The sequence below is a fragment of the Sphaerimonospora mesophila genome, assembly GCF_001417795.1.
In the GTDB taxonomy this organism is placed as follows: Bacteria; Actinomycetota; Actinomycetes; order Streptosporangiales; family Streptosporangiaceae; genus Sphaerimonospora; species Sphaerimonospora mesophila.
The window spans coordinates 111232-131794 of sequence record NZ_BCBX01000044.1 but is presented as its reverse complement, the minus strand read 5'-3'; the positions used below and the strand labels follow the sequence as shown (position 1 = coordinate 131794).

Genomic DNA, 20563 nt, shown 5'->3' with positions numbered 1-20563 from the left:
TGTCGGCATCGTGGAAAACCCGTACATCATCGTGCGCGGCTCAGCGCGGTGGCCACGCCGACCCGGGAAGAGACCTCGAGCTTGGTGAAGATCCGCGACAGGTGCGTCTCGACCGTGCGCACGCTGAGGAACAGCCGCTGGGCGACCTGCTGGTTGGTGAGGCCCTGCGCCACCAGCTTGGCCACCTCCCACTCCCGGGGGGACAGCCCGAGCCCGGCCGTCGGCGCGGCGGCGGTGGCCACGCGGACGCCGAGCCGGCGCAGCGCGCGGTGCGCCCGCGCCGTCATGGTCCGCGCGCCGCACGCCTCCAGGATCTCGACGGCGGATTTGAGGCAGTCGCGCGCCCGGCTCCGCTGCGCGGCCTCCAGATGCGCCAGCCCGGCCGCGAGCATGGCGCGCCCGGCGTCCAGGCGCCGCTCGCACCCCCTCAGCAGGCCGGCCGCCTCCTCGGCCGCCGCGGCGGAGTCGGCCGGGCGGGTACGGCGCAGGCCGTGTGCGCGGGCGAGCGGGACGAGCCCGGCGAAGGCCGGCAGGCGGGGGTCGTCGAGCCGTGCCGTGCGGTCCGCCCAGGCCGCCGCCTGCGCGTCCTCGCCGCGGACCGCCGCCGCCCAGGCCAGCGCCTCGCACGCCTGCAGCAGCGTCCCCCGGTCCAGCTTCGGCGATTCGAACCGGTCGCAGGCGTCCAGCACGGCCTCGGCGCCCTCCTCCGGCCGTCCCGCGTTGATCAGTGCCTGGCCCCTGGCGAAGCGTGCGGTGGCCTCCCACACCTCGCCGCCGCCGACGCCGCGCCGTACGGCCTCGTCGCCGGCGAGCACGGCGGTCTCGTCGTCGCCGCGCCACGAGGCGGCCAGGCAGAGCTGGGTGAGCGCGAACACGAGCTGCTGGCCCGAGTCGAGCAGCCGCGCGCCCTCGACGGACTCCTCGGCGGTCTCCATGGCCTCGTCCAGGCGGCCGAGCGCCACCAGCGTCTTGGCGCGGCCCGCCAGCAGGTTCGTCAGGATGTAGCTCTGTCCGGTCGACCGGGCGACGGCCGCGGCCCGGTCGAAGTGGCGCAGGGCGTCGCCGTACCGGCCGAGGTAGCTCTCCGCCCAGCACAGCCACGCGATGGCGTCCAGCCACTCGGACAGGTGCTCGTCGGGTGCGGCCGCGAGCAGCCGGTCGGCGGTCTCCGCGCTGCGCAGCGCGTCCTCGGTCCGCCCGGCGGCGAAGGCCGGCATCGGCCGCAGCGCGGCGACGGCGACGGCGAGCCCCGGCTCCCAGTCGTCGGCCGAGTCCGGCATCAGGTCCAAAACCGCCTGCGCGGCGCGGAAGTCGACCCGCATCATGCTCTCGGCGACCAGCCGCATCCGCAGCGGCACCGCCTCGGCCGCCCGCGGGTTGGGCATGCGGCTGAGCTCGTCGAGCAGCAGCGCGCGGGCCTCGTGCGGACGGTCGAGCTGGCGCTCCATCAGCGCGCACACCCGGGCCGCGCGTCCCCTGCGCGCGTAGTCGTCCTCCGGGAGCAGCCGTAGCAGCTCGCGGGCGGTGTCGCGGCCCTCGGCGAGCCTGCCGCTGATGCCCTGTGCCCAGCTCAGCTCCATCAGCAGGGCCAGCCGGTCCTCGCGGGCCTCCTGGTCGTCCGGCATCAGCCGCAGCGCGGCCCGCAGCCAGTGGGCGGAGGTCGCGGGCGCGTGCGCGACGACCGCCCGGGCCGCCTCGACCAGCACGGAGATCGACTCCCTGTCGCCGAACGAACCCGACTGCTCCACGTGGAGGGCCCGCGCCGTGGCGGGGGCGCCGAGAGCGGCGAAATGCGCGGCGATGCGCGCGTGGGCGCCCAGGCGCCACCCCGGTGCTGCCGACTCGTAGGCGGCCTGCCGTACCAGCGGGTGGCGGAAGCGGAACCTGCCGGCCCCGGCCGCCCGGGTGATGTCCCGCTCCACCAGCGCGTCCAGCGCGTCCAGCGCGGTGGGCAGCGGCATCTCGGCGGCGACGGCCGCGACGGCGGGCTCGAACTCGTCGGCGGCCACCGCCGCGGCCTGGGCCAGCAGCAGCGCGGCCGGGGGCAGGCCGTCCAGCTCGATCCGGAGCGCGGCCAGCGCGGTGGGCGGCAGCGCGGCCACGTCGGCGTCGTACATCCGGGCCAGGGCCTCCAGATAGAACGGGTTGCCGCCGCTCGCCTCGTACAACGCCCGGCCGTGGCCCCGGGTGACCGAGCGGCCGAGGAACTGCGCGGCCTCGGCCGGGCCGAGCGGGCCGACCACGATCTCGTGGCCGTGCCGCCCCGCCCCGTGGACGAGCGTGGTCAGGCGCGGCGTCGACTGGGCCGGACGGTACGCGACCGCGATCAGAATCGGTGCGCCCACCGGGTGCCTGACGATGTGGTCGAGGAACTCCATCGAGCCCTCGTCGGCCCAGTGCACGTCGTCGAGGATCAGCACGAGCCCCGAGGGCCCGGCCAGCGCGGCGAGCAGCCGGCGCAGCGCGCGGTAGACGCGGTAGCGGCCGAGGCCACTGCGCTCGTCGTCGTCGAACTCCCCCTCGGGCGCCTCGGAGATCGGCCCGGTGGCGGCCAGCGCGGGGAAGACCCGCGCCAGCGGGGCGGCGTGCGCGGCCGGCAGGGTCTCGGCGATCTCCGGACGTCGTGCGTCCAGGTGGTCGTCGAGCGCGTCCACGAGCGCGCTGAACGGCATCACCTGCTCGAACTCGGCGGCCCGCCCCCAGAGCCGGACGAAGCCGCGCTCGGCGGACAGTGCCGCCAGCTCGCCGAGCAGCCGTGTCTTGCCCGCGCCGGGCTCGCCGGCCAGCGCGACGAACTGGAATCCCTCCCGGAGGCTCGCGTCGAGTGCGCCGCGCAGCGCGTCGATCACGTCCCGCCGGCCGACCAGCGGCGGCTGAGCGCCCGTCACGACCGGCCGGGCCGTACGTTCATCCATTCCTACCCCAAGTGACGGGATCTGCTCGATCCCGGTCAGCCGTGTCGACAGGGCCCAGTAAATGCACTTTACAGATCTCTAGCCGTCAAAGGGGTCACACGCCGTAATTAACGGCATTTGGCAAGTATTCGAAAAGCAACCGGTCAGTTCCCCCGATTCCGCGATGAGGGGTGCTTACTACGGGGTACGGGGAGCGTCGTTCACACATCGTCACCGCGGAGGTGTCAGGTGCTGGACCGGACCGCCGCCCTCAATGGTGGGGTGCTCAGTGGACCGCGCACGCCGTACGGACCTCCCGGGGCGGTGGAACGGCTGGCCGCCGCCCTCCCGGGCCGCCTGCGCGACGCGCTGCCCGCGGAGATCTGCCTCGGCAGCCCCTGGCCGGTGCGGGTCGACGTCCTCCTCGACGAGGGGACCACCGAGGCCGATGTCGAGACGTGGGTGCCCGCCGTCTCCGCGCACGGTGACGCGCTCGACCTCGCGGTGCGCGGCGGCCGCGTGGTGGGGATGCGGGGGAGGGCCGGCGACCGGGTCAACCACGGCCGGTTGGACCCCCAGGAACGGCAGGGCTGGCGGCATGTGGGGCAGGACCGGCCGGGACGGCTGACCAGGCCCCTGGTCAGGGAGCACGGCCGGCTGGTGGAGACGACCTGGGACGCCGCCATGGAGCGCGTCGTCGCCCGCTCCCGGGAACTGCTGGCCGGACCCGGGGGGTGGGGCCGCATCGGTTTTCACACGGGCGGGCGGCTGTTCCTCGAGGAGTGCTACACCCTGGCCGTCATCGGCTGGGCCGGGATCGGCACGCCGCACCTTGACGGCGACACGCGCCTGAGCGCGGCGGCCGCGGCCGCGGCCCTCATGGAGAGCTTCGGCACCGACGGGCCGCCCGGCTCGTACGGCGACGTCGACCACTGCGACGCGCTCGCGCTGTGGGGCTGCGGCCAGAGCGGGGGGAGCGGCCAGGGCGTGCAGCACGTGCTGTGGGAGCGGGTGCTCGACCGCCGCCTCGGCCCCGGCCCCCCGGCGTTGATCGTCGTCGGCCCGGAGGGTACGCCGGCCGCGCGGGAGGCCGACGTGCACCTGGCCGTACGGCGCGGCACCAACGTCGCCCTGATGAACGGCCTGCTGCACGAGCTGATCGCCAACGGCTGGTACGACGAGGCCTACGTGGCGAACCACACGGCGGGCTTCGAGGAGCTGTGCCTGACCGTGGACGCCTACCCGGCCAAACGGGCCGCCGAGATCTGCGGCGTGCCGGTGAGCCTGATCGAGCAGGCCGCCGAGATCCTCGGGGCGGCGGAACGCCTCGTGTCCGTCGTGGCCGGCGGCTTCCACCTGGCCTGGCAGGCCACGGCGGCCACCTGCCAGGTCGGCAACGTCCACCTGCTGCGCGGCATGCTGGGCCACCCGGGGGCCGGCATCCTGCACGCGGGCGGGCCGTCGTCAGCGCGGGGCGCGCTGGAGACGGGCGCGGCCGGCGGCCTTCCGGGGCTGCGCAACTGGGCCAACCCCCGCCACGTGCGCGAGCTCGCCGCCCTGTGGAACGTCGACCTCCCGCGCCGGGGGCCGGCCACCCACGCCATGCGGATCTTCCGGTACGCCGAGGAGGGGTCGATCGGGCTGCTGTGGATCTCGGCGGCCGACCCCGTGCGCTCGCTGCCCGGCGCCGGCCGGATCCTGCGGCGGGAGGACCTGTTCGTGGTCGTCCAGGACCTGTTTCTGACCGAGACGGCCCGGCTCGCCGACGTGGTGCTCCCGGCGGCCGGCTGGGGCGAGAAGGCCGGCACCGTCACCGGGGGCGACCGCACCGTGCACATCTGCGACAGGGCCGTGGAGCCGCCCGGCGAGGCCCGGCCCGACCTGGACATCTTCCTCGACTACGCGCGGCGGATGGACTTCCGCGACCGGGACGGCGCGCCTCTCGTCGGCTGGTACGACGCCCGGTCGGCGTTCGAGGCGTGGCAGGCGTGCTCGAAGGGCCGCCCGTGCGACTACACCGGCATCACCTACGAGCGGCTGCGCCGCGGCGGCGGGGTCCAGTGGCCCTGCACGCCCTCCTCCTCGCACGGCACCGAGCGGTTGTACGCGGGGGGCCGCTTCAACACCGGACCCGATGTGTGCCAGACGTACGGCCACGACCTCGTGACCGGAGCCGAGCACGGCGCGGAGCCGCACCAGGGGGCACGGCCGGGGGCGCGGCAGAACCGGGCGGCCGGACACCATGACCGGGCCTTCCTGCCGGCGGCGGACCACGAGCCGTCGCAGGAGGCCGAGGCTCCGCTCGACGGCGCGTCGCTGAACGGCGGCCACCTGAACGGCGGGTCTCCCAACGGCACCCATCTGAACGGCGCGCACCTCGACGTCCTGAACGGGAGCGCTGACGGCGCGGTGGACGGCGTGATGGACGGGGCGCTGGTCGTCACGGGCTGGGATCCGGTCGCCAGGCAGCCGCTGCTCGCCCCGGCGCTGGTCCGCGTGGTGCCCAGGGCGGCCGAGACCGGCGGCGACTACTCCGTCGCCTCCCCCCTCGATCTGACGGCATCCCATCCTGCATGATCATTTGGCGGAAGAGTTCCGGGAGGTGACGGCCGGCGGCTGAAGCGGGGACAGGTCAACCGAGCCGGAGGGAGACGGCCGATGAGAATGCATCTCGCCCACTACCTCGGTCTGCTTCACCGGTCCCAGCACGAGTTGGCCGACGCCCTGTGCGCGGTACGGCGCGCCCATCCCGACGAGCCCGACCTGATCGGCGTGTGCGAGCGACTGGCCGAGCAGTGCGGCGACAACGCCCGGCGGCTGGAGCCCTTCGTCCGGAGGTATTCGGCGCAGTTGTCCGAGGAGCCCGAGCGGATGCATTCCGCGCTGTTCTCCGGGGCCCGGCGGGGCAGGCTCGGCCTGCTGCGCGACCTGCACGACCTCTATCTGCTGGCCACCCAGTGCGAGATCTCGTGGACGCTCATCGCGCAGGCGGCCGAGGGCGTCGGGGACGAGGAACTGGTCGACGCCGTCCGCCACTGCGGGGCCGCGACGGCGGCACATCTGCTGTGGCTGCGCACGCTGATGCGCCAGATCGCCCCCCAGACCCTCATCGTCGCCTCCTGATCAGGCGGGCGTGGCGAAGGAGGCGAAGACCGCCCGCATGGTGGGCTCGTAGGTCTCCCAGTGCTTCTCACGCACCTGCCAGTGGAAGTAGCAGAGCGACGACCCGGTGGAGATGACCTGCACCACCTCCCGGCGGGTGGCCCGTTCGATCGTCTCGGCCCGGTGGGCGTCACTCGTCCCCGGCGGAAGCGTCACCTCTTTGACCGCCACGCGCCGGTCGAGCAGGCCGTCGTGGCCCTCCCAGACCGTGCCCATGCCGCCCTGGCCGAGTCGGCGGAGCAGCCGGTAGCGGCCACCGATCACCCGACTGGGAGCAGTCGTCACGATCATCCGTCTAAAACCAGCACAACAGTTACAGATCCTCCCATAACGGCAGGTCCACCCGGCCGCTCCCTCACAGAGGTGAAAAGACGCCATCCCATTGAGGTGTGCGCTCGGCATGTCCCCCGGTGACCGCCGACCGGCGCGCATAACCTCCGGAAGTGATCGCGTGCCCGTGTGGGCGGTTCAGTCATTAAGCGGTCTAATAATCCGATTTTTTAGGAAAGAGAGTAATGAAATGGTGCGTCGCCTCGCCCTTCTCATGGCCGGTGCCGCCGCCCTGACGGTGATGAACGTCGCCCCGGCGAACGCCGAGGACACCACGACGACGTTCACCGTGACGGCGGGCGCGCTGTCGATCGCGGTGCCCGCCGCCGTGACCATCGGGTCCGGGGCTCCCGGGACCACGATCACCGGACAGCTGGGGACGGTGACGGTCACCGACCTGCGGGGCGCGAACCCGGCCGCCTGGACCGCCACGGTGTCCGCGACGGACTTCGCCGCCACCGGTGTGCCGGCGATCCCCGCGTCCGCCGTGACGTACACCCCGGGGGACGCCACATCGACGGTCGGCGACGGAACCTTCACGCCGGGCACGGCCGGCCCGCTCAGCACCACTCCCATCACCGCCTTCTCCCACACGGCCGGTACGGGGAGCAACGCGGCCGGCTGGAACCCCACGCTGGCCATGGCGGTGCCCAACACGGCCACGGCGGTCGACTACACCGGGACGGTGACCCATCTGGTCGCCTGATCGCCTGCTCCCGGTGTTCCGTGTGCTGACGACGTCGCTGCTGCTCACGCTCGTGCTGGGCGTGGGCGGCGGCGGTCCGCATGCCGCCGCCGACGTCTCCGGCGGCCGGGACGACGGCGGCCGTTTCGGGATCCGGCTGCTGGAGGCTCCGGTCAACCGCGCGAACGACCCGCGCGCCCGTTATGAGATCGTCGACCACCTGAAGCCGGGAAGCACCATCCGCAGGCGTGTGCAGGTCACGAACACCTCGGCCAAGCCGCTGCACGTCGGCATGGGCGCCACCGCGGCGACGATCGAGCGGCACCGGTTCACCGCGGGCGCGGGGAGCGCACGCAACGAGCTGACGAGCTGGATCTCCTTCGACCGCCCCGCCTTCGACGTGCCCGCTCGCGGCCATGCCGTGGTGACGACCACGATCCGGGTCCCCGACATGGCATCGGAGGGGGAGCGCTACGCGGTGGTCTGGGCGCAGACCGACGCTCCGCCGAGCGGCACGCGCAACATCGGAGTGGCGGCGCGGGTGGGCATCCGCGTCTACCTCGACGTCGGTGTCGGCGGCGAACCCGCCTCGGACTTCCAGGTCGAGAAGCTGGTGCCGGCGCGGGCCGGGGACGGCAGGCCGGAGGTCCTGGCACAGGTCAGCAACACCGGAGGCCGGGTCCTGGAGATGGGGGGCAAGCTGACCCTGTCGGACGGGCCGGGGGGACTGCGGGCCGGCCCGTTCCCGGTCACGCTCGGTACGGCACTGGCCCCGGGTGATCGTGCTCCCGTGCGGGTGGTGCTGGACGAACGGCTTCCGAACGGCCCATGGGACGTCCGCCTGGAGCTGTCGAGCGGCATGATCCGGCGTACGGTCACGGCGACGCTCACCTTTCCCACGGCCGCGGGAACCACCGGCCGGCCCGTCGGGCCGAGGTCGGCCGCTCTCGGCGTCGCCGCGACCGCGGTGGCGGTGCCCGTCCTCGCCGCGGCCGGCTTCCTCCTCTTCAGGCGGCGACGCAGAGCGCGGGAGATGGGGAGAGCATGAGTGGGAGCGGTCACGCTCCCGCGGTGACCTTCGGCCTCCGGATCCCGGTGGCCAAGGTCCATCGCCGGGAAGGCCCTGCGCCCCTGGTTCCGGCGCCTGCCCCGGCCGACGCTGAGATCGGCAGCCGGAAGACGACGCCGGCAGGCGATGATCGACCGGTGTGACGAAGAGGAGAAGCCATGACAGAACCGATCGTGGTCGCGACCGACGGCTCACCCGCCGCCACCGCCGCCGTGGAGTGGGCGGCCGACGACGCCGCGCGCAAGCACCTGCCCCTGCGCATCGTCCACGTCCTCGACCTCACGCCGTACGACATCCCCCGCTATCCGGTCTCCGACGTGTACGACCACCTGGCCGGGTCGGGACGGGAGATCCTGCGGCAGGCCGAGCAGGCCGCGCGGGAACGGCGGCCCGGCACCGAGGTCACCACCGAGATGATCGAGGGGGAGCCCGTCCACGTCCTGCGCGGGCAGGCGGAGCGCGCCACCGAGCTGGTCGTCGGCAGCCGTGGCCTGGGCGGCTTCACCGGGATGCTGCTCGGATCGGTCAGCACCCATGTCGCCGGTCACGTGGACGCGCCCGTGGTCGTCGTACGCCCGGGCCCGCCGGCCGTACGGGGGGAGATCGCCGTGGGGTTCGACGGCTCGCCCGAATCCGAGGCGGCGCTCGCCTACGCCTTCGAGGAGGCCGCGCTGCGCGGCGCCCGGCTGCGGGTGGTGCACGCCTGGCAGCTGCCGACGTACGTCTACGCCCCCTCGATGGTCTATGACCTCGACGAGGTGCGGCGGGCGCACGAGGACCTCGTGACCGGCACGCTCAGGGAGTGGCGGGAGAAGCATCCCGGAGTGGACGCCGTGCCGGCCGTCGTGTCGGTCCACCCGGTCACCGCCCTCGTCGAGGCCTCGGCGGAGGCCGACCTGGTGGTCGTCGGCTCCAGGGGACGCGGCGCGGTGCGGTCGCTGGTGCTGGGGTCGGTCAGCCGGGCCGTCCTGCACCACGCCCACGGCCCGATCGCGGTGGTACGGCCGAAGGCGCCGCCCGCCGAGGAGAAGCCGCGACCGGAAACGACGTAGTGATCGGCACGCGGCTCACCCCGGGCGTCGGCCGGGCTCCGCGACGAGCGGAACCCGGCCATGGCCCTGATCGGTACGTCCTCCGGCGGCCTACGCCTCGGCGGGTGTGAGCGCGCGCCGCCAGGCGTCGTACCCGCCGATCAGGTCGGACACCTCCGCCCGCCCCGTGTGAGTGAGCAGGCTGGCGGCGATCGCGGAGCGGGCGCCGCCGGCGCAGTAGACCACGACCGGACGGTCGGCCGGGACCTCCGCCAGCCTGGCGGCGAGCTCGGCGAGCGGGATGTTGATCGATGCCCCGATGGCCCCACCGGCGACCTCCCCCTCGTTGCGCACGTCGAGGAGCACGGGCGGCTCCTCCCCGTCCAGCGCCTGCCGCAGGTCGGCGGCCGTGACCCGGGAGGAGTGGGCGATCTCGCCGGGCACGGTGAGGAAGGCGGCCTCGGGATCGCGCAGATGGCCGGTGACCGTGTCGAAGCCGATCCGGCCGAGGCGCGTCACGACCTCGGCCTCCCGGCCCTGCGGGGCGACCACGATGATCTCGCTGCCGGGCGTGACGACCATGCCGGCCCGCTCGGCGAACCGGCCGTCGGCCGAGACGTTGATCGAGCCTTTCAGGTGGGCGAGTGCGAACTCCTGGGCGTCCCTGGCGTCGACGACGACCGCGCCCGCTTCCCGCCTGGCCAGGACCTCCTCCACCGACAGCGAACGGGCGTGCGCGCCGATGTCGAACAGTTCGCGGTTCTGCCGGTTGAGCATGGCGTCGTAGCCGAAGTAGCCGGGCGCGGCCGGCTGTCCCTCGGTGACGATGGCCAGGAACTCCTCCTCGCTCATCGGGGCACAGGCGTAGTTGGTCAGCCGCTGCCGTCCGATCGTCGACTGTCGTTCCATGGAGAGGTTCTTGCCGCAGGCCGAGCCCGCGCCGTGTGCGGGGAAGACCCGCACCTCGTCGTCCAGCGCCATCAGTTTGCGCTGGACGCTGTCGTACAGCATCCGGCCCAGCCGGTCCGCGGTCATGCCGAGTGAGGCGAGCAGGTCCGGCCGGCCGACGTCGCCGATGAACAGCGCGTCGCCGGTCAGCACGCCGTACGGCACGGCATCGCTCGCGTGCTCGTACACGAGCACGCTGATCGACTCGGGCGTGTGACCGGGCGTCTCCATGATCTCGAGGACCACGTCGCCGAGCTCGATCCGCTCGCCGTCGGCCAGCTTGCGGATGGGGTACTCCGCCTCGGCCCGGCGGCCGTACCCGATCCACGCGCCGGTGCGTGCGGCCAGCTCCAGGTGACCCGCGATGAAGTCGGCGTGGAAATGGGTGTTGATCACCCCTTCGATCCGCAGGCCGTGCGCCTCGGCGTCGGCGACGTACTCCGCGATGTCGCGCCTGGGGTCGACCACGACGGCGCGGCCGCTGCTCTCGTCGCCGATCAGGTACGACGCCTGCGAGAGGCAGTCCAGATAGTACTGTGTGAAGATCATTTCATTTCCTCCTGTGGGTGACGGTCCGGATCGCGGCTGCAACCGGGTGTGGTCTTTCTGGTGACGTCTCCTGCGTGCGCGAAGCAGGTATGCGGCGGCGGCCGGCAGGGCGGCGGCGACCAGTGCGGCGACGGCCCACGGCGAGCGGAGCAGCTCCGGCGGCGTCTGCCGGCTCAGGACGAAGGCGCCCATCACGAGCACGAACCAGCCGAAGGCCCTGCGCAGGCGGTCGGCCTGGATCCGCCGGGCGAGCCGCCCGCCGACGAGCCCGCCGACGACGGCGGCGGCGGTGACGGACAGTGCGATCGACCAGTCGACGGGGGTGCTCTGCAGGTAGCCGGCGAGGCCGGCGAACGACTTCATCGCGATGACGATCAGCGAGGTGCCCACCGCGACGCTCATCGGCAGGCCGCCGAGGAGCACCAGAGCGGGAACGACCAGGAAGCCGCCGCCGGCGCCGACCAGACCGGTGACCACGCCGACGATCACGCCCTCGGCCACCACGTGCGTGATCGGCGGATCCGGGCGTCCCGGGGGCCGCCGTGGTGTTCCGCGGCCGCGGATCATCGCGATCGCGGTGGCCGCCATCATCAGCGCGAACGCGGTGAGCAGCAGCGCCTCGGGCAGGTGCGGTCCGAGCAGGCCGCCGCCGTAGGCGCCCGCCATGCCGGCGGCGCCGAAGACGAGCCCGGTCCGCCATCGGATCCGCCCCGCCCTGGCATGCCCGATCGCGCTGACCGCGCTGGTCACCCCCACCACGAACAGGGACATGGCGATCGCCTGCTTGGCCGGGACGCCGGCGATGTAGACGAGCAGCGGCACGGTGAGGATCGACCCGCCCCCGCCGAACAGCCCGAGCGTCAGACCGACCACCACCGCGGCGGCCAGGGTCACGATGAGCATGTCATAGCCTTTCCTATTACCCCCGGGGGTATATGGGAGACAGACTGCCCCGCCGCATGGGACGGGAAGTCGGCTCGGGTCAGGCCCGGGAGCGGGCGGGCTTGACGATGCAGGCCAGCGCCTCGGCGGCATCGGCCCGGCCGCGGTTGTAGGGCAGCTTGGACAGCAGCATGCCCATCGCACAGGTGTCCGTGACCGACGCGAAGACCAGGCCGGCGCCGATGAAGGCGCCCGCGAACCGCGCCCCCGGCAGCCACAGGTCGGCCACGATGGACGCCAGCACGAGGCCGCCCGCGACCAGGCGCACCTGACGCTCCAGGCTCCATTTCCGCCTGCCGCGGATGACCGGCGCCCCGGAGGCGATCCAGGAGTTCATCCCGCCGGACAGCACGACCGTGTCGGGCAGCCCGGCCTCGCAGAGTCGCTGCTGCGCCTTGTTCGCGCGATTGCCCGACTGGCAGATCAGCAGCAGCCGGCCGCCCGCGTCGGCGACGATCCGGCGCAGGTGGACGTCGACCTGGTCGAGCGGCAGGTTGATCGCGCCGTCGATGTGCGCGGTCTCGAACTCCGCGGCGGTCCGTACGTCGACGACGAGCACGTCGGGATTGGACGCGATCATCGCGCGCGCCGTGGTGACGTCGGCGGTCGAGGGCGCAACGTTCATGGTCATCGATTCCTCACTTTCGGTAGAATACCCCGGGGGGTATATGGAGGGCATGAAGCGGCCAGGGCCGCATGGAAACGGGGGATCGGGGCATGGGGAAGCCGCGGGGCGGGCGGGGGTCGGTGCCGATCGGGTGAAGAGGAGTCGCCTAAGCGAGTGCCAGGAACAGCTTCTCCAGCTCGGCCACGCTCATCGGGGCCTGCTCGCCGCGCTCCTGCGCGGCCTGGCAGTGCCGCAGGCCCGTCGCGACCAGCTTGAAGCCGGCCCGGTCGAGCGCCTTGGAGACCGCGGCGAGCTGGGTCAGCACCTTCGTGCAGTCCTCGCCGGCCTCGATCATTCCGATCACTCCGGCGAGTTGGCCGTGCGCGCGCCGCAGTCGTGTCAGCGCGTCGCCGACCATGGCCTCGTTCAACTCCATGGCCTCAATGTACCCCGGGGGGTATCCGGGCGGCAAGCCGACGCCGCCGGATCCCGAGACGGGAGCGTCCTGGAACCGGCCGGGGAGAGCCCCGGCCCGGCGGCGCCCGGAGGTCAGGGGTGATCGGCGCAGCAGGGCGTGGGATCGGGCACCTCGGCGGGTGTCAGGCGCCCGCCGGCTGCGGGCATGGTGACCAACGTCCTCAGGCCGTCCCGCCACTCCGGCCGGACGTGGTCGTTGGTGACCACGGCCGTGTCCGCGTCCGGCTCGTGGGCCTGGGCCAGCACGACCACCCGGTCGATGGCCGAACGTGCGAGGATCTTGCCCACGGTCAGCGTCCCGGACAGACGGTCACGGCCGGGGAACAGGACGATCCTGCCCGACCTGCCGGCCGCGTGCTCGGCCGAGGCCAGGGCAGCGCCCTCCGCGTCCGGGCCGGTACGGATCCCGCCCAGCGCGGCGGAGACGCCGTCGGGCAGGAGGCGCAGGTCGGCGTCCGCATCCACCGTGAGCGAGCAGGCCACGTGGGGGAGCGCCCCGGTTCTGACGAAGTGCGTGCAGCCGGTCACCCCGGTCGGCAGGCCGAGCGTCTCCACCACGGAGTGGAGAAGGTGCTCGGCCGCGGCGACCGTACGCGATCCGGAGTCGATTCCGAGGATCATCGGCGTGGCAGGATCCAGATCGGGTTGGTGTAGAACCACAGGTCGTTCCACGGGTCGGCGTCGCCGAAGACGTCGATCGCGGGACCGTTCGGATCGACGGACGCCCCGAGCAGACCCGGGGCCGAGCGCTTGCCGTCGGTGCCGCGGAGCCGTACGTAGACGGGGCGGTCGACGGCGCCGACCCGGTAGGTGAGCGTGACGGTGCCGCTGTTCCCGCCCACCTCGAAGGACCGCACGACCTTCGTGTTCGGGGTGGTGAACGCGTCCCTGTCCGACACCGGGCCGGTCACATCGCCCTGGATCACATCGACCCGGGCCAGGGTCGGCACGACCTGCGCCCAGTTCGGGGTGTTCGCCAACGTGATCTGGATGGAGACCTCGGCTTTCGCGCCCCTGCGCACGAACAGGGTCTCGCCGAGGGTGACACCGTGGTCGCCCTGCGCCCGGGCACGTACGACCAGGCCGCTGATCAGTCCGCCGTGGTCGACCCAGATCCGGCCCCGGCGGATGCCCTCCATGACGGCGCCATAGGAGAAGCCGGTCGCCCCCACGTGAGTGCGGCTGTAGTGACCCGGCCAGAAGTCGCCGTTGGACAGGTTCGGCACGCCCCTGTAGACCGGGTCCTCGTACCTGCCGTTGGCGTTGAAGTCGCCGCCGGGGCCGCGGTCGGTGGTGTCGCCGTAGACCGCGTGCGCGTCGGAGTTGGCGGTGATCCACCAGGCCTTGCCCTCGGCGAGCAGGCTGTCCCACAGGCCGCCGACCGTCGCGGTCATCCAGTCGAAGCCGCCGAAGGTCTTGTAGCTCTCGGCCGGGTAGCCGGGGAAGGAGTCGGCGCTCGGGCCGTTGTCGTAGTAGCCGCGGCCGGAGCCCGGGCCATGCGGCTTGGCGATGCCCGCCGCCTGGTGGCCGGGCGCGCCCTCCATGCCCACGGCGATGCCCGGCTGGGCGTCGCGCCAGCCGCGGATCTCGTGCGGCGAGTCGATGCCCTTGCGCGACGGATGGTTGGCCAGGAACAGCGCGTCGGGAACGCGGCGCCGCCTGACGGCGTCCGCGAGGAAGTTCAGGCCCGCGATGGCGAGGGCCTCGTTCTGCGGGGTTCCGGCGGTGGCGCCCTTGACCGCGCCGTCGAAGGAGCTCTCGAACTCCTTCAGCGTGTCGACCTCGCCCCTGCCCGGCGCCACGAACACGGTGCCGTGCTCGGCCGCCGGGATGTTCCACTCGAGGCCCTGGAAGACGAGGGTGTCCCTGATCGCGGCCCGGGCGGTGACGATGTCGGGGTTGACCTTCTCCACCCCGATCTTCGCGTGGGCGACGGCGCCGTGGTCGGTGATCACCATCCAGTCCAGTCCGTACGCGTTGGCGTGCCGTACCTGGTCGATCACCTTGTACATGCCGTCGGAACTGTACTGGGTGTGGATGTGGTGGTCGCCCGCGAGCCAGAGATAGCCGTCCGCGCGTTCGGGACGGCCGGTCGGACGGGCCGCGCCCGCTGCCGCGGTGGCCGGCGCGGTGGCGCCGAGGACGCCGGCCGCGGTGAGCCCGGCGCCGAGGAGCCCGGCGCGGCGGAACATCTGGCGCCGGGACAGGTCGCCCGGCGACAGCTCCCCGTCCGGTATCGACATGTCGGCGGCGGGCGTGATGTCGCGCCCGTCGTGGTCGTGGTCGTGGTCGTGGTCGTGGTGGTGGGTATGGGGGTGCCCGTGACCCATGGGGGTGCCCTCTCTCTCCGCCGGTGGAGATCGCGTACCGGCTACGAGGGCACCCTTTCGTAGCCGGACCAACCGGAGATGAACGGACGGCACCGCGCGGTGGTCGGCTGCCTGTACGGCCGCGCTTCAGAGTCGGCGGCCCGCATCTCGGTGCGAGTGCGGTGCCGGGGCTAGATCGTGACGGGTCGGATGGGGCGGGGGAGGGGGACCGTGCCGGGGACGTCCGCCCATCGCTCGAGGGCCGTGACGAACTCCGCTGCGTGGTCGGGCCAGTGATAGTGGCGCAGCGCATGGGCATGACCGTGCGCGCCCATGGCGGTTCGCCGTTCCGGATCGTCGCGCAGGCGGAGCACGGCCTCGGCCACGGCGCCGGGATCGCGGAACGGAACGATCACCCCGCAGCCGGCTCGCTCCACCAGGGACACGGCCCCGGGCAGCGGGGTCGTGACGACGGGGATCCCCCGTGCCATGTACTCGATGACCTTGGCCGGCATCGACTCCCGGTGATTCGGCAGGTCGTGCAGCAGGGACAGGCCCGCCAGAGCGCCCTGCGCCATCCGTAGCGCGTGCCGGTTCGGCACGTATCCGAACCAGTCGAGCAGGCCTACCCGCTGCGCGTCCCTGAGCATCGGCCGGATGCCGGCGTCCACCGGGCCGATCAGATCGAGACGGATCCCGTACGGCTTGAGCAGTCGCGCCAGTTCGACCATCTCCGTCGCACCGCGCGCAGCGGAGATGCGGCCGACGTAGACGACCCGGCGGTCTCCCGGTGGCGGTGGTGGCGAATCGGGGACGTATGTGAGATTCGGGATGACCGGGTGGTCACCGGGGAAGCGGCTCCGGAAGGACTCCTCGGCCAGGATCAGGTGCAGCCGGCGCTCCGCCCGGCGCTCGAGCCGGCGCACCAACGGCGGCAGGATCCTGCGCAGCGCGCTCGGAAGGCGGTCCCTCGCCGTCAGACCCCCGGCGGTGTCCTCGTGGACGTCCCAGACCGTCGGCGGCCTGTGGACGGGCAGCGCGGGCAGCAACTCGATGTCGTGGACCAGCAGCAGGTCGGCGTCCTGCACGCCTCTTCTCAGGGCACTGCGCGCCGCCCGCAGCGTCCTGCCCGGGCGCGGACCCGCCGCGCGCGGCACATCGATGGCCCGGACCTCCGGACGCGGGGTCACGTTGCAGCTCGTGAAGGGCGCGATGTACGTCACTTCGTGCCCGGACTCGAGGAGCGCCTGGATCTGTCTGTGCGTGATCCGCGCGTCCTCCGGATGATGGACGATCGTGGCGACACATATCCTCATAGGGGCAGGTTCGCCGTCTGTCCGAACACGTCCGCATGTGCCGGGTGAACACCGGTGTAACTGCCGCAGAACAAACGGCCCGACCGTCTTGACGGGGCGCCGAGTGGTGGCGGCCACGGGCGGATGATACGCCCTGGCCGCGCGCCGTGACCGTGCTCACCGATCGCCGTCCTCGAGTGCCTTGCCGTGGGCGGCGGCGTACTCGGCGGGGCCGCCGTCGAGGACGGTCATGTCGGTACGGCCGGCGCGTTCCAGCAGGCTCGCGGCCGTCATGGCGCGCTCGCCGCGGCCGCAGGCCACGACCGCGCCCGCCGGGGCGTCGGCGGCGTGCTCGGCGAGGTCTCCGAGTTCGATGTGCACGGCTCCGGGCACGTGTCCGGTGGCGTACTCGACCTCCTGCCGCACATCGAGGTACGGGCCGTCCGGCGCCCTGTCGGCGGTGACGAACGCGGTGGTCGCCGTGGCGCCGCCCGCCGCCGGCCAGGCGGGCATGCCCCCGGCCAGGTGCCCGGCCAGCCGCTCATAGCCGATCTTGTACGCCTGCCAGACGATTTCCTCCAGGTCCTGGCCGTCACCGGTCACGAAGACCAGGGGGACGGTGTCGGGCAGCAGCCAGCCGAGCCAGGTGGCGAACTGCTCCCGCAGCGGGATGGCCAGCGCACCGGGAATGTGAGCGGCCGCGAACTCGGCCGCGGGCCGGACGTCCACGACCTGGCCCCCATCCGCGAGCAGCGCCCGGACCCGCCCGGCGTCCAGGGCGGGCAGCGGCGGCACGCCGGTCAGGACGGCGGGGCCGCGCCGGTTGAGCTCGCCCAGCCGCTCGAAGTAGGCGGGGTAGGAGCCCAGGCTCGCCACCAGCAGTCGGACGAAGGCGTCCTCGTCCGGGGCGGCCAGCAGCGGGTTGGTGTGCTTCTGGGCGCCGATGGTGGTGGTGCGCTCGACGCCGGTCGGGGCCGAGCAGTACGAGCCCGCCCCGTGGGTGGGCCACACCTCGGTCTCCTCCGACAGAGTGGCCAGCCGCCGCAGCGACCGATACTGCGCGCGGGCCAGTTCCTCGGTGCGCTCGGAGCCGAGCAGGTCGGTCCGGGCGGCGGAGTCCACGATCAGCGAGCCGCCGGTGAACACCCCCACCTCCCGGTCGCCGTCCAGGAGGAGGAAGGACAGGTGTTCGTCGGTGTGACCGGGGGTGGCCAGTGCCCGCAGCCGCAACCCGCCCAGGTCCACCTCGTCCGCGTCGGCCAGGCCCCGGTGCGGGAAGAGGCGGCGGCCGGCGGCCGAGGCCAGCACGGTGGCCCCGGTGTCATGGCCGAGCTGCACCGCGCCGGACAGGAAGTCGGCGTGCAGATGCGTGTCGGCCGCGTACGCGACCGTCAGCCCGAGCCGGCGGGCGGCGGCGTGCAGCGCGCGCAGGTCCCGGCCGGCGTCCACGGCCAGCGCGCGGCCATCCCCCAGGTCGACGAGGTAGGCGCTGTTGCCCAGCCCTTCGTCGACCAGCGGTGTCAAATGTGCGTCGGCGAATCCCACGATGTCCTCCAAGCGATCCGGATGCGGGGATACCCCCGCATCCGGCGTTCATCGCTCTGTCCACACGTCGGTCGCCAGCACCCTCAGCAGGTGACCCCGCCCGTACGACTCGACGGTGAGCGCGACGGTCGAACGATGGTCGAACAACGGGAAAGGCCGGATCCACGGTCGTGGAATCCGGCCTCTGAACTGGGATCTCGTGGTGGGCGATACTGGGATTGAACCAGTGACCTCTTCCGTGTCAGGGAAGCGCTCTCCCGCTGAGCTAATCGCCCGAGTGCTGCGAGCGGAAGACGGGATTCGAACCCGCGACCCTCACCTTGGCAAGGTGATGCTCTACCAACTGAGCCACTTCCGCGCGATCTCCGGGATCTCCCCGGCGATGCGAGTCCCACTGTAGCGGATCCTGAGCCGTCCCGGTGCCGTCCGCCCATGCGGAAATGCGACCCCTCCTCATATGGACTGATCCTGCCCGGATTCGGGCAGAAAACTTGATAGTCGGCATCCTCGCTGCGTTAGGGTCCTGCTCTGTGTCCACGGCACGGCATCCCTTCGAGGATCTGATCAGTCACCTCACCCGGACGACGCCGCTCGGACCCGGGGAGGCCGCACGGGTGGTGGCCGACGTCCTGGCGTACTTCGGCGAGCCCACCGAGGAGTATGTGCGCCGACGCCACGGCGAGCTCAAGGCGAGGGGGCTGACCAACGAGCAGATCTTCCCGAGGATCTCGGCCGAGCTCGCGGGAAGGCGTGTCGCGGCACCGGAGCTGTCTTTGCGCCAGCTCCGCCGGATTGTTTACGGATAGGAGCGGATATGTGCGGAATCGTCGCTTACGTCGGCCCCAAGGATGCGGCACCGATCCTGCTCGAAGGACTCCAGCGCCTGGAGTATCGGGGCTACGACTCGGCCGGCCTCGCCGTCGTCAACGCCAGGAGCCTGAAGACGCGCAAGGTCAAGGGCCGGGTGGCCGACCTGGCGGCGGCCGTACCCGCCCGTTTCAAGGGCACGGTCGGCATCGGGCACACCCGCTGGGCGACACACGGCGCGCCGAGCGACGTCAACGCCCATCCGCACCTCGACGATGAGGGACGCATCGCGGTGGTGCACAACGGCATAGTCGAGAACGCCGACGAGCTGCGCCGCCGCCTCGAGGCCGACGGGGTCGTCTTCCGGAGCGAGACCGACACCGAGACGCTCGCGCACCTGATCGCGCGCATGGTCAAGGAGACCGAGTCGCTGGAGGAGGCCGTCCGGCGGGCCCTCGCCAACGTGGTCGGCACGTACGGCATCGCCGTCGTCGACGCCCAGCGCCCCGGTGAGATCGTGGTCGCGCGCAACGGCAGCCCGATCGTGCTCGGCATCGGCGAGAAGGAGATGTTCGCCGCCTCGGACGTCGCCGCGCTGATCCGCTACACCCGGCAGGTCGTGCACCTGGAGGACGGCGAGCTCGCGGTCCTCAAGGCCGACGGGTTCCACACCTTCACCAGCGACGCCAGGGAGACCGCCAAGGAACCGTTCACCGTCGACTGGGACGCCGGCCACTACGACAACGGCGGGTACGAGCACTACCTGCTCAAGGAGATCTCCGAGCAGCCCGACACCGTCGCGCGCACGCTCCGCGGCCGCATCGACGACCGGTTCCACATCGCGCACCTGGGCGGCCTCAACATGGACGCACGCGAGACCCGGTCCTTCCGCCGAGTCAAGATCATCGGCTGCGGCTCGGCGTACTATTCCGGGCAGATCGGCGCGCAGCTCATCGAGGAGCTGGCCCGCATCCCGGCCGACGCCGAGCCGGCCTCGGAGTTCCGCTACCGCGGCCCGGTGGTCGAGCCTGACACCCTGTACGTCGCGATCAGCCAGTCGGGGGAGACGTACGACACCCTCGCCGCCGTCCAGGAGCTCAAGCGCAAGGGCGGCCGGGTGCTCGGCATCGTGAACACGGTCGGCAGCGCCATCGCCAGGGAGACCGACGGCGGCATCTACTTGCATGCCGGGCCTGAGGTGTCGGTCGCCTCGACCAAGGCGTTCACCTCGACCGCCGTCGCGTTCGCGCTGCTGGCGCTCCATCTCGGCCGCGTGCGGGACCTGTCCCCGGCCGACGGCAGGCGCGTCTGCGAGGGGCTGCGCCGGCTGCCCGAGCAGATCAAGGAGATCCTCACCCTGGAGGAGCAGATCAGGGAGCTGGCGATCAAGTACGCGGACGCGCCGGGGATGATGTTCGTCGGCCGGGTGCGCGGTTACCCGGTGGCCAGGGAGGGCGCCCAGAAGCTCAAGGAGATCTCCTACGTCCACGCCGAGGCGTACCCGGCGAGCGAGCTCAAGCACGGCCCGCTCGCGCTGATCAGCCCCGAGCTGCCCACCGTCGCGATCGTCCCCGACGACGAGCTGCTCGACAAGAACCTCACCACGCTCGGCGAGATCCGGGCCAGGCACGGACGGATCCTGATGGTCGGGCACCGCGCATCGGAGGCCGCCGACGACTGCATCGTGGTGCCGAAGAACGAGAACGAGCTGGACCCGATCCTGCTCACGATCCCGCTCCAGCTCTTCGCCTACCACGCCGCCGTGGCACTCGGCCGCGACGTCGACAAGCCGCGCAACCTCGCCAAGAGTGTCACCGTGGAGTAGGCCGCGCCCCCGATGTCCGATATAGTCACAATGCGTGGTTAGTCCGGTTTTGAGCGCAACGTAAGGCTTCTTCGGGGGAGGATGCCGA

General features: G+C 72.5%; 16 protein-coding genes, 2 tRNA genes and 1 pseudogene. 7 read left to right on the top strand and 12 right to left on the bottom strand.

Going from position 1 to position 20563, the window contains the following annotated elements; genetic code table 11:
* Positions 1-26: 26 nt before the first annotated feature.
* Positions 27-2915 (bottom strand): helix-turn-helix transcriptional regulator, encoded by a 2889-nt coding sequence (locus tag AP234_RS25770; RefSeq protein WP_055482311.1) that lies wholly within the window; start codon positions 2913-2915, stop codon positions 27-29.
* A 228-nt stretch (positions 2916-3143) separates the two neighbouring features.
* Here AP234_RS25770 and AP234_RS25765 point away from each other — a divergent pair, with 228 nt between their 5' ends.
* The gene (locus AP234_RS25765; protein WP_083502434.1) at positions 3144-5471 is read left to right on the top strand and encodes a molybdopterin-dependent oxidoreductase; all 2328 of its coding nucleotides are present in this window, start codon (positions 3144-3146) and stop codon (positions 5469-5471) included.
* An 81-nt stretch (positions 5472-5552) separates the two neighbouring features.
* Complete coding sequence (locus AP234_RS25760) at positions 5553-6017, top strand: hypothetical protein (RefSeq protein ID WP_200926711.1); 465 nt, start codon at positions 5553-5555, stop codon at positions 6015-6017.
* Here the strand turns inward: AP234_RS25760 and AP234_RS25755 are convergent, their stop codons facing one another.
* Entirely contained in the window at positions 6018-6341 is a 324-nt protein-coding gene (locus AP234_RS25755; RefSeq protein WP_162492447.1) for a hypothetical protein, read from the bottom strand.
* Between the two features lie 235 nt (positions 6342-6576).
* On the opposite strand from AP234_RS25755, the gene AP234_RS25750 reads away from it, so the two are divergent.
* From AP234_RS25750 to AP234_RS25740, 3 genes are all read left to right on the top strand, one after another.
* Complete coding sequence (locus tag AP234_RS25750; protein ID WP_055482308.1) at positions 6577-7092, top strand: hypothetical protein; 516 nt, start codon at positions 6577-6579, stop codon at positions 7090-7092.
* A 13-nt stretch (positions 7093-7105) separates the two neighbouring features.
* Positions 7106-8119 (top strand): hypothetical protein, encoded by a 1014-nt coding sequence (locus tag AP234_RS25745; RefSeq protein WP_055482307.1) that lies wholly within the window; start codon positions 7106-7108, stop codon positions 8117-8119.
* A gap of 179 nt (positions 8120-8298) precedes the next feature.
* A complete protein-coding gene (locus AP234_RS25740) occupies positions 8299-9192 on the top strand; it encodes a universal stress protein (RefSeq protein WP_055482306.1) in 894 nt (297 codons plus the stop codon).
* A 90-nt stretch (positions 9193-9282) separates the two neighbouring features.
* Here AP234_RS25740 and AP234_RS38165 read toward each other — a convergent pair whose 3' ends face one another.
* The 10 genes and pseudogenes from AP234_RS38165 to AP234_RS25695 form a co-directional block, all read right to left on the bottom strand.
* Positions 9283-10668, bottom strand: coding sequence for an MBL fold metallo-hydrolase (locus tag AP234_RS38165; RefSeq protein ID WP_055482352.1), 1386 nt, complete (start codon positions 10666-10668; stop codon positions 9283-9285).
* A gap of 192 nt (positions 10669-10860) precedes the next feature.
* Positions 10861-11571: pseudogene (locus tag AP234_RS38160) on the bottom strand (sulfite exporter TauE/SafE family protein); the annotation flags it as partial.
* 79 nt (positions 11572-11650) lie between these two features.
* Positions 11651-12241, bottom strand: a complete 591-nt coding sequence (locus tag AP234_RS25730) for a rhodanese-like domain-containing protein (RefSeq protein WP_055482305.1) — start codon at positions 12239-12241, stop codon at positions 11651-11653.
* Positions 12242-12383: 142 nt separating this feature from the next.
* On the bottom strand, positions 12384-12653 hold the full coding sequence (locus AP234_RS25725) for a metal-sensitive transcriptional regulator (protein WP_055482304.1): 270 nt from the start codon (positions 12651-12653) through the stop codon (positions 12384-12386).
* A gap of 113 nt (positions 12654-12766) precedes the next feature.
* Positions 12767-13315, bottom strand: a complete 549-nt coding sequence (locus AP234_RS25720; RefSeq protein WP_055482303.1) for a hypothetical protein — start codon at positions 13313-13315, stop codon at positions 12767-12769.
* Positions 13312-15024 carry a PHP domain-containing protein gene (locus AP234_RS25715; RefSeq protein WP_055482302.1) on the bottom strand — a complete coding sequence of 571 codons (1713 nt, stop codon included), beginning with the start codon at positions 15022-15024 and terminating at the stop codon, positions 13312-13314. Before AP234_RS25715 ends, AP234_RS25720 begins: the two co-directional genes overlap by 4 nt.
* 170 nt (positions 15025-15194) lie before the next feature.
* A complete protein-coding gene (locus tag AP234_RS25710) occupies positions 15195-16319 on the bottom strand; it encodes a glycosyltransferase family 4 protein (protein WP_055482301.1) in 1125 nt (374 codons plus the stop codon).
* Between the two features lie 156 nt (positions 16320-16475).
* Positions 16476-17843, bottom strand: coding sequence for an MBL fold metallo-hydrolase (locus AP234_RS25705; protein ID WP_055482351.1), 1368 nt, complete (start codon positions 17841-17843; stop codon positions 16476-16478).
* Positions 17844-18043: 200 nt separating this feature from the next.
* Positions 18044-18118, bottom strand: a tRNA-Val gene (locus tag AP234_RS25700).
* Between the two features lie 10 nt (positions 18119-18128).
* Positions 18129-18201 (bottom strand) — tRNA-Gly (locus AP234_RS25695).
* A gap of 172 nt (positions 18202-18373) precedes the next feature.
* Here AP234_RS25695 and AP234_RS25690 point away from each other — a divergent pair.
* Together AP234_RS25690 and glmS are read left to right on the top strand one after the other, a co-directional pair.
* On the top strand, positions 18374-18649 hold the full coding sequence (locus AP234_RS25690) for a hypothetical protein (protein WP_055482300.1): 276 nt from the start codon (positions 18374-18376) through the stop codon (positions 18647-18649).
* 8 nt (positions 18650-18657) lie between these two features.
* The gene (gene glmS, locus AP234_RS25685) at positions 18658-20475 is read left to right on the top strand and encodes a glutamine--fructose-6-phosphate transaminase (isomerizing) (RefSeq protein WP_055482299.1); all 1818 of its coding nucleotides are present in this window, start codon (positions 18658-18660) and stop codon (positions 20473-20475) included.
* The last annotated feature ends 88 nt before the right edge of the window (positions 20476-20563 follow it).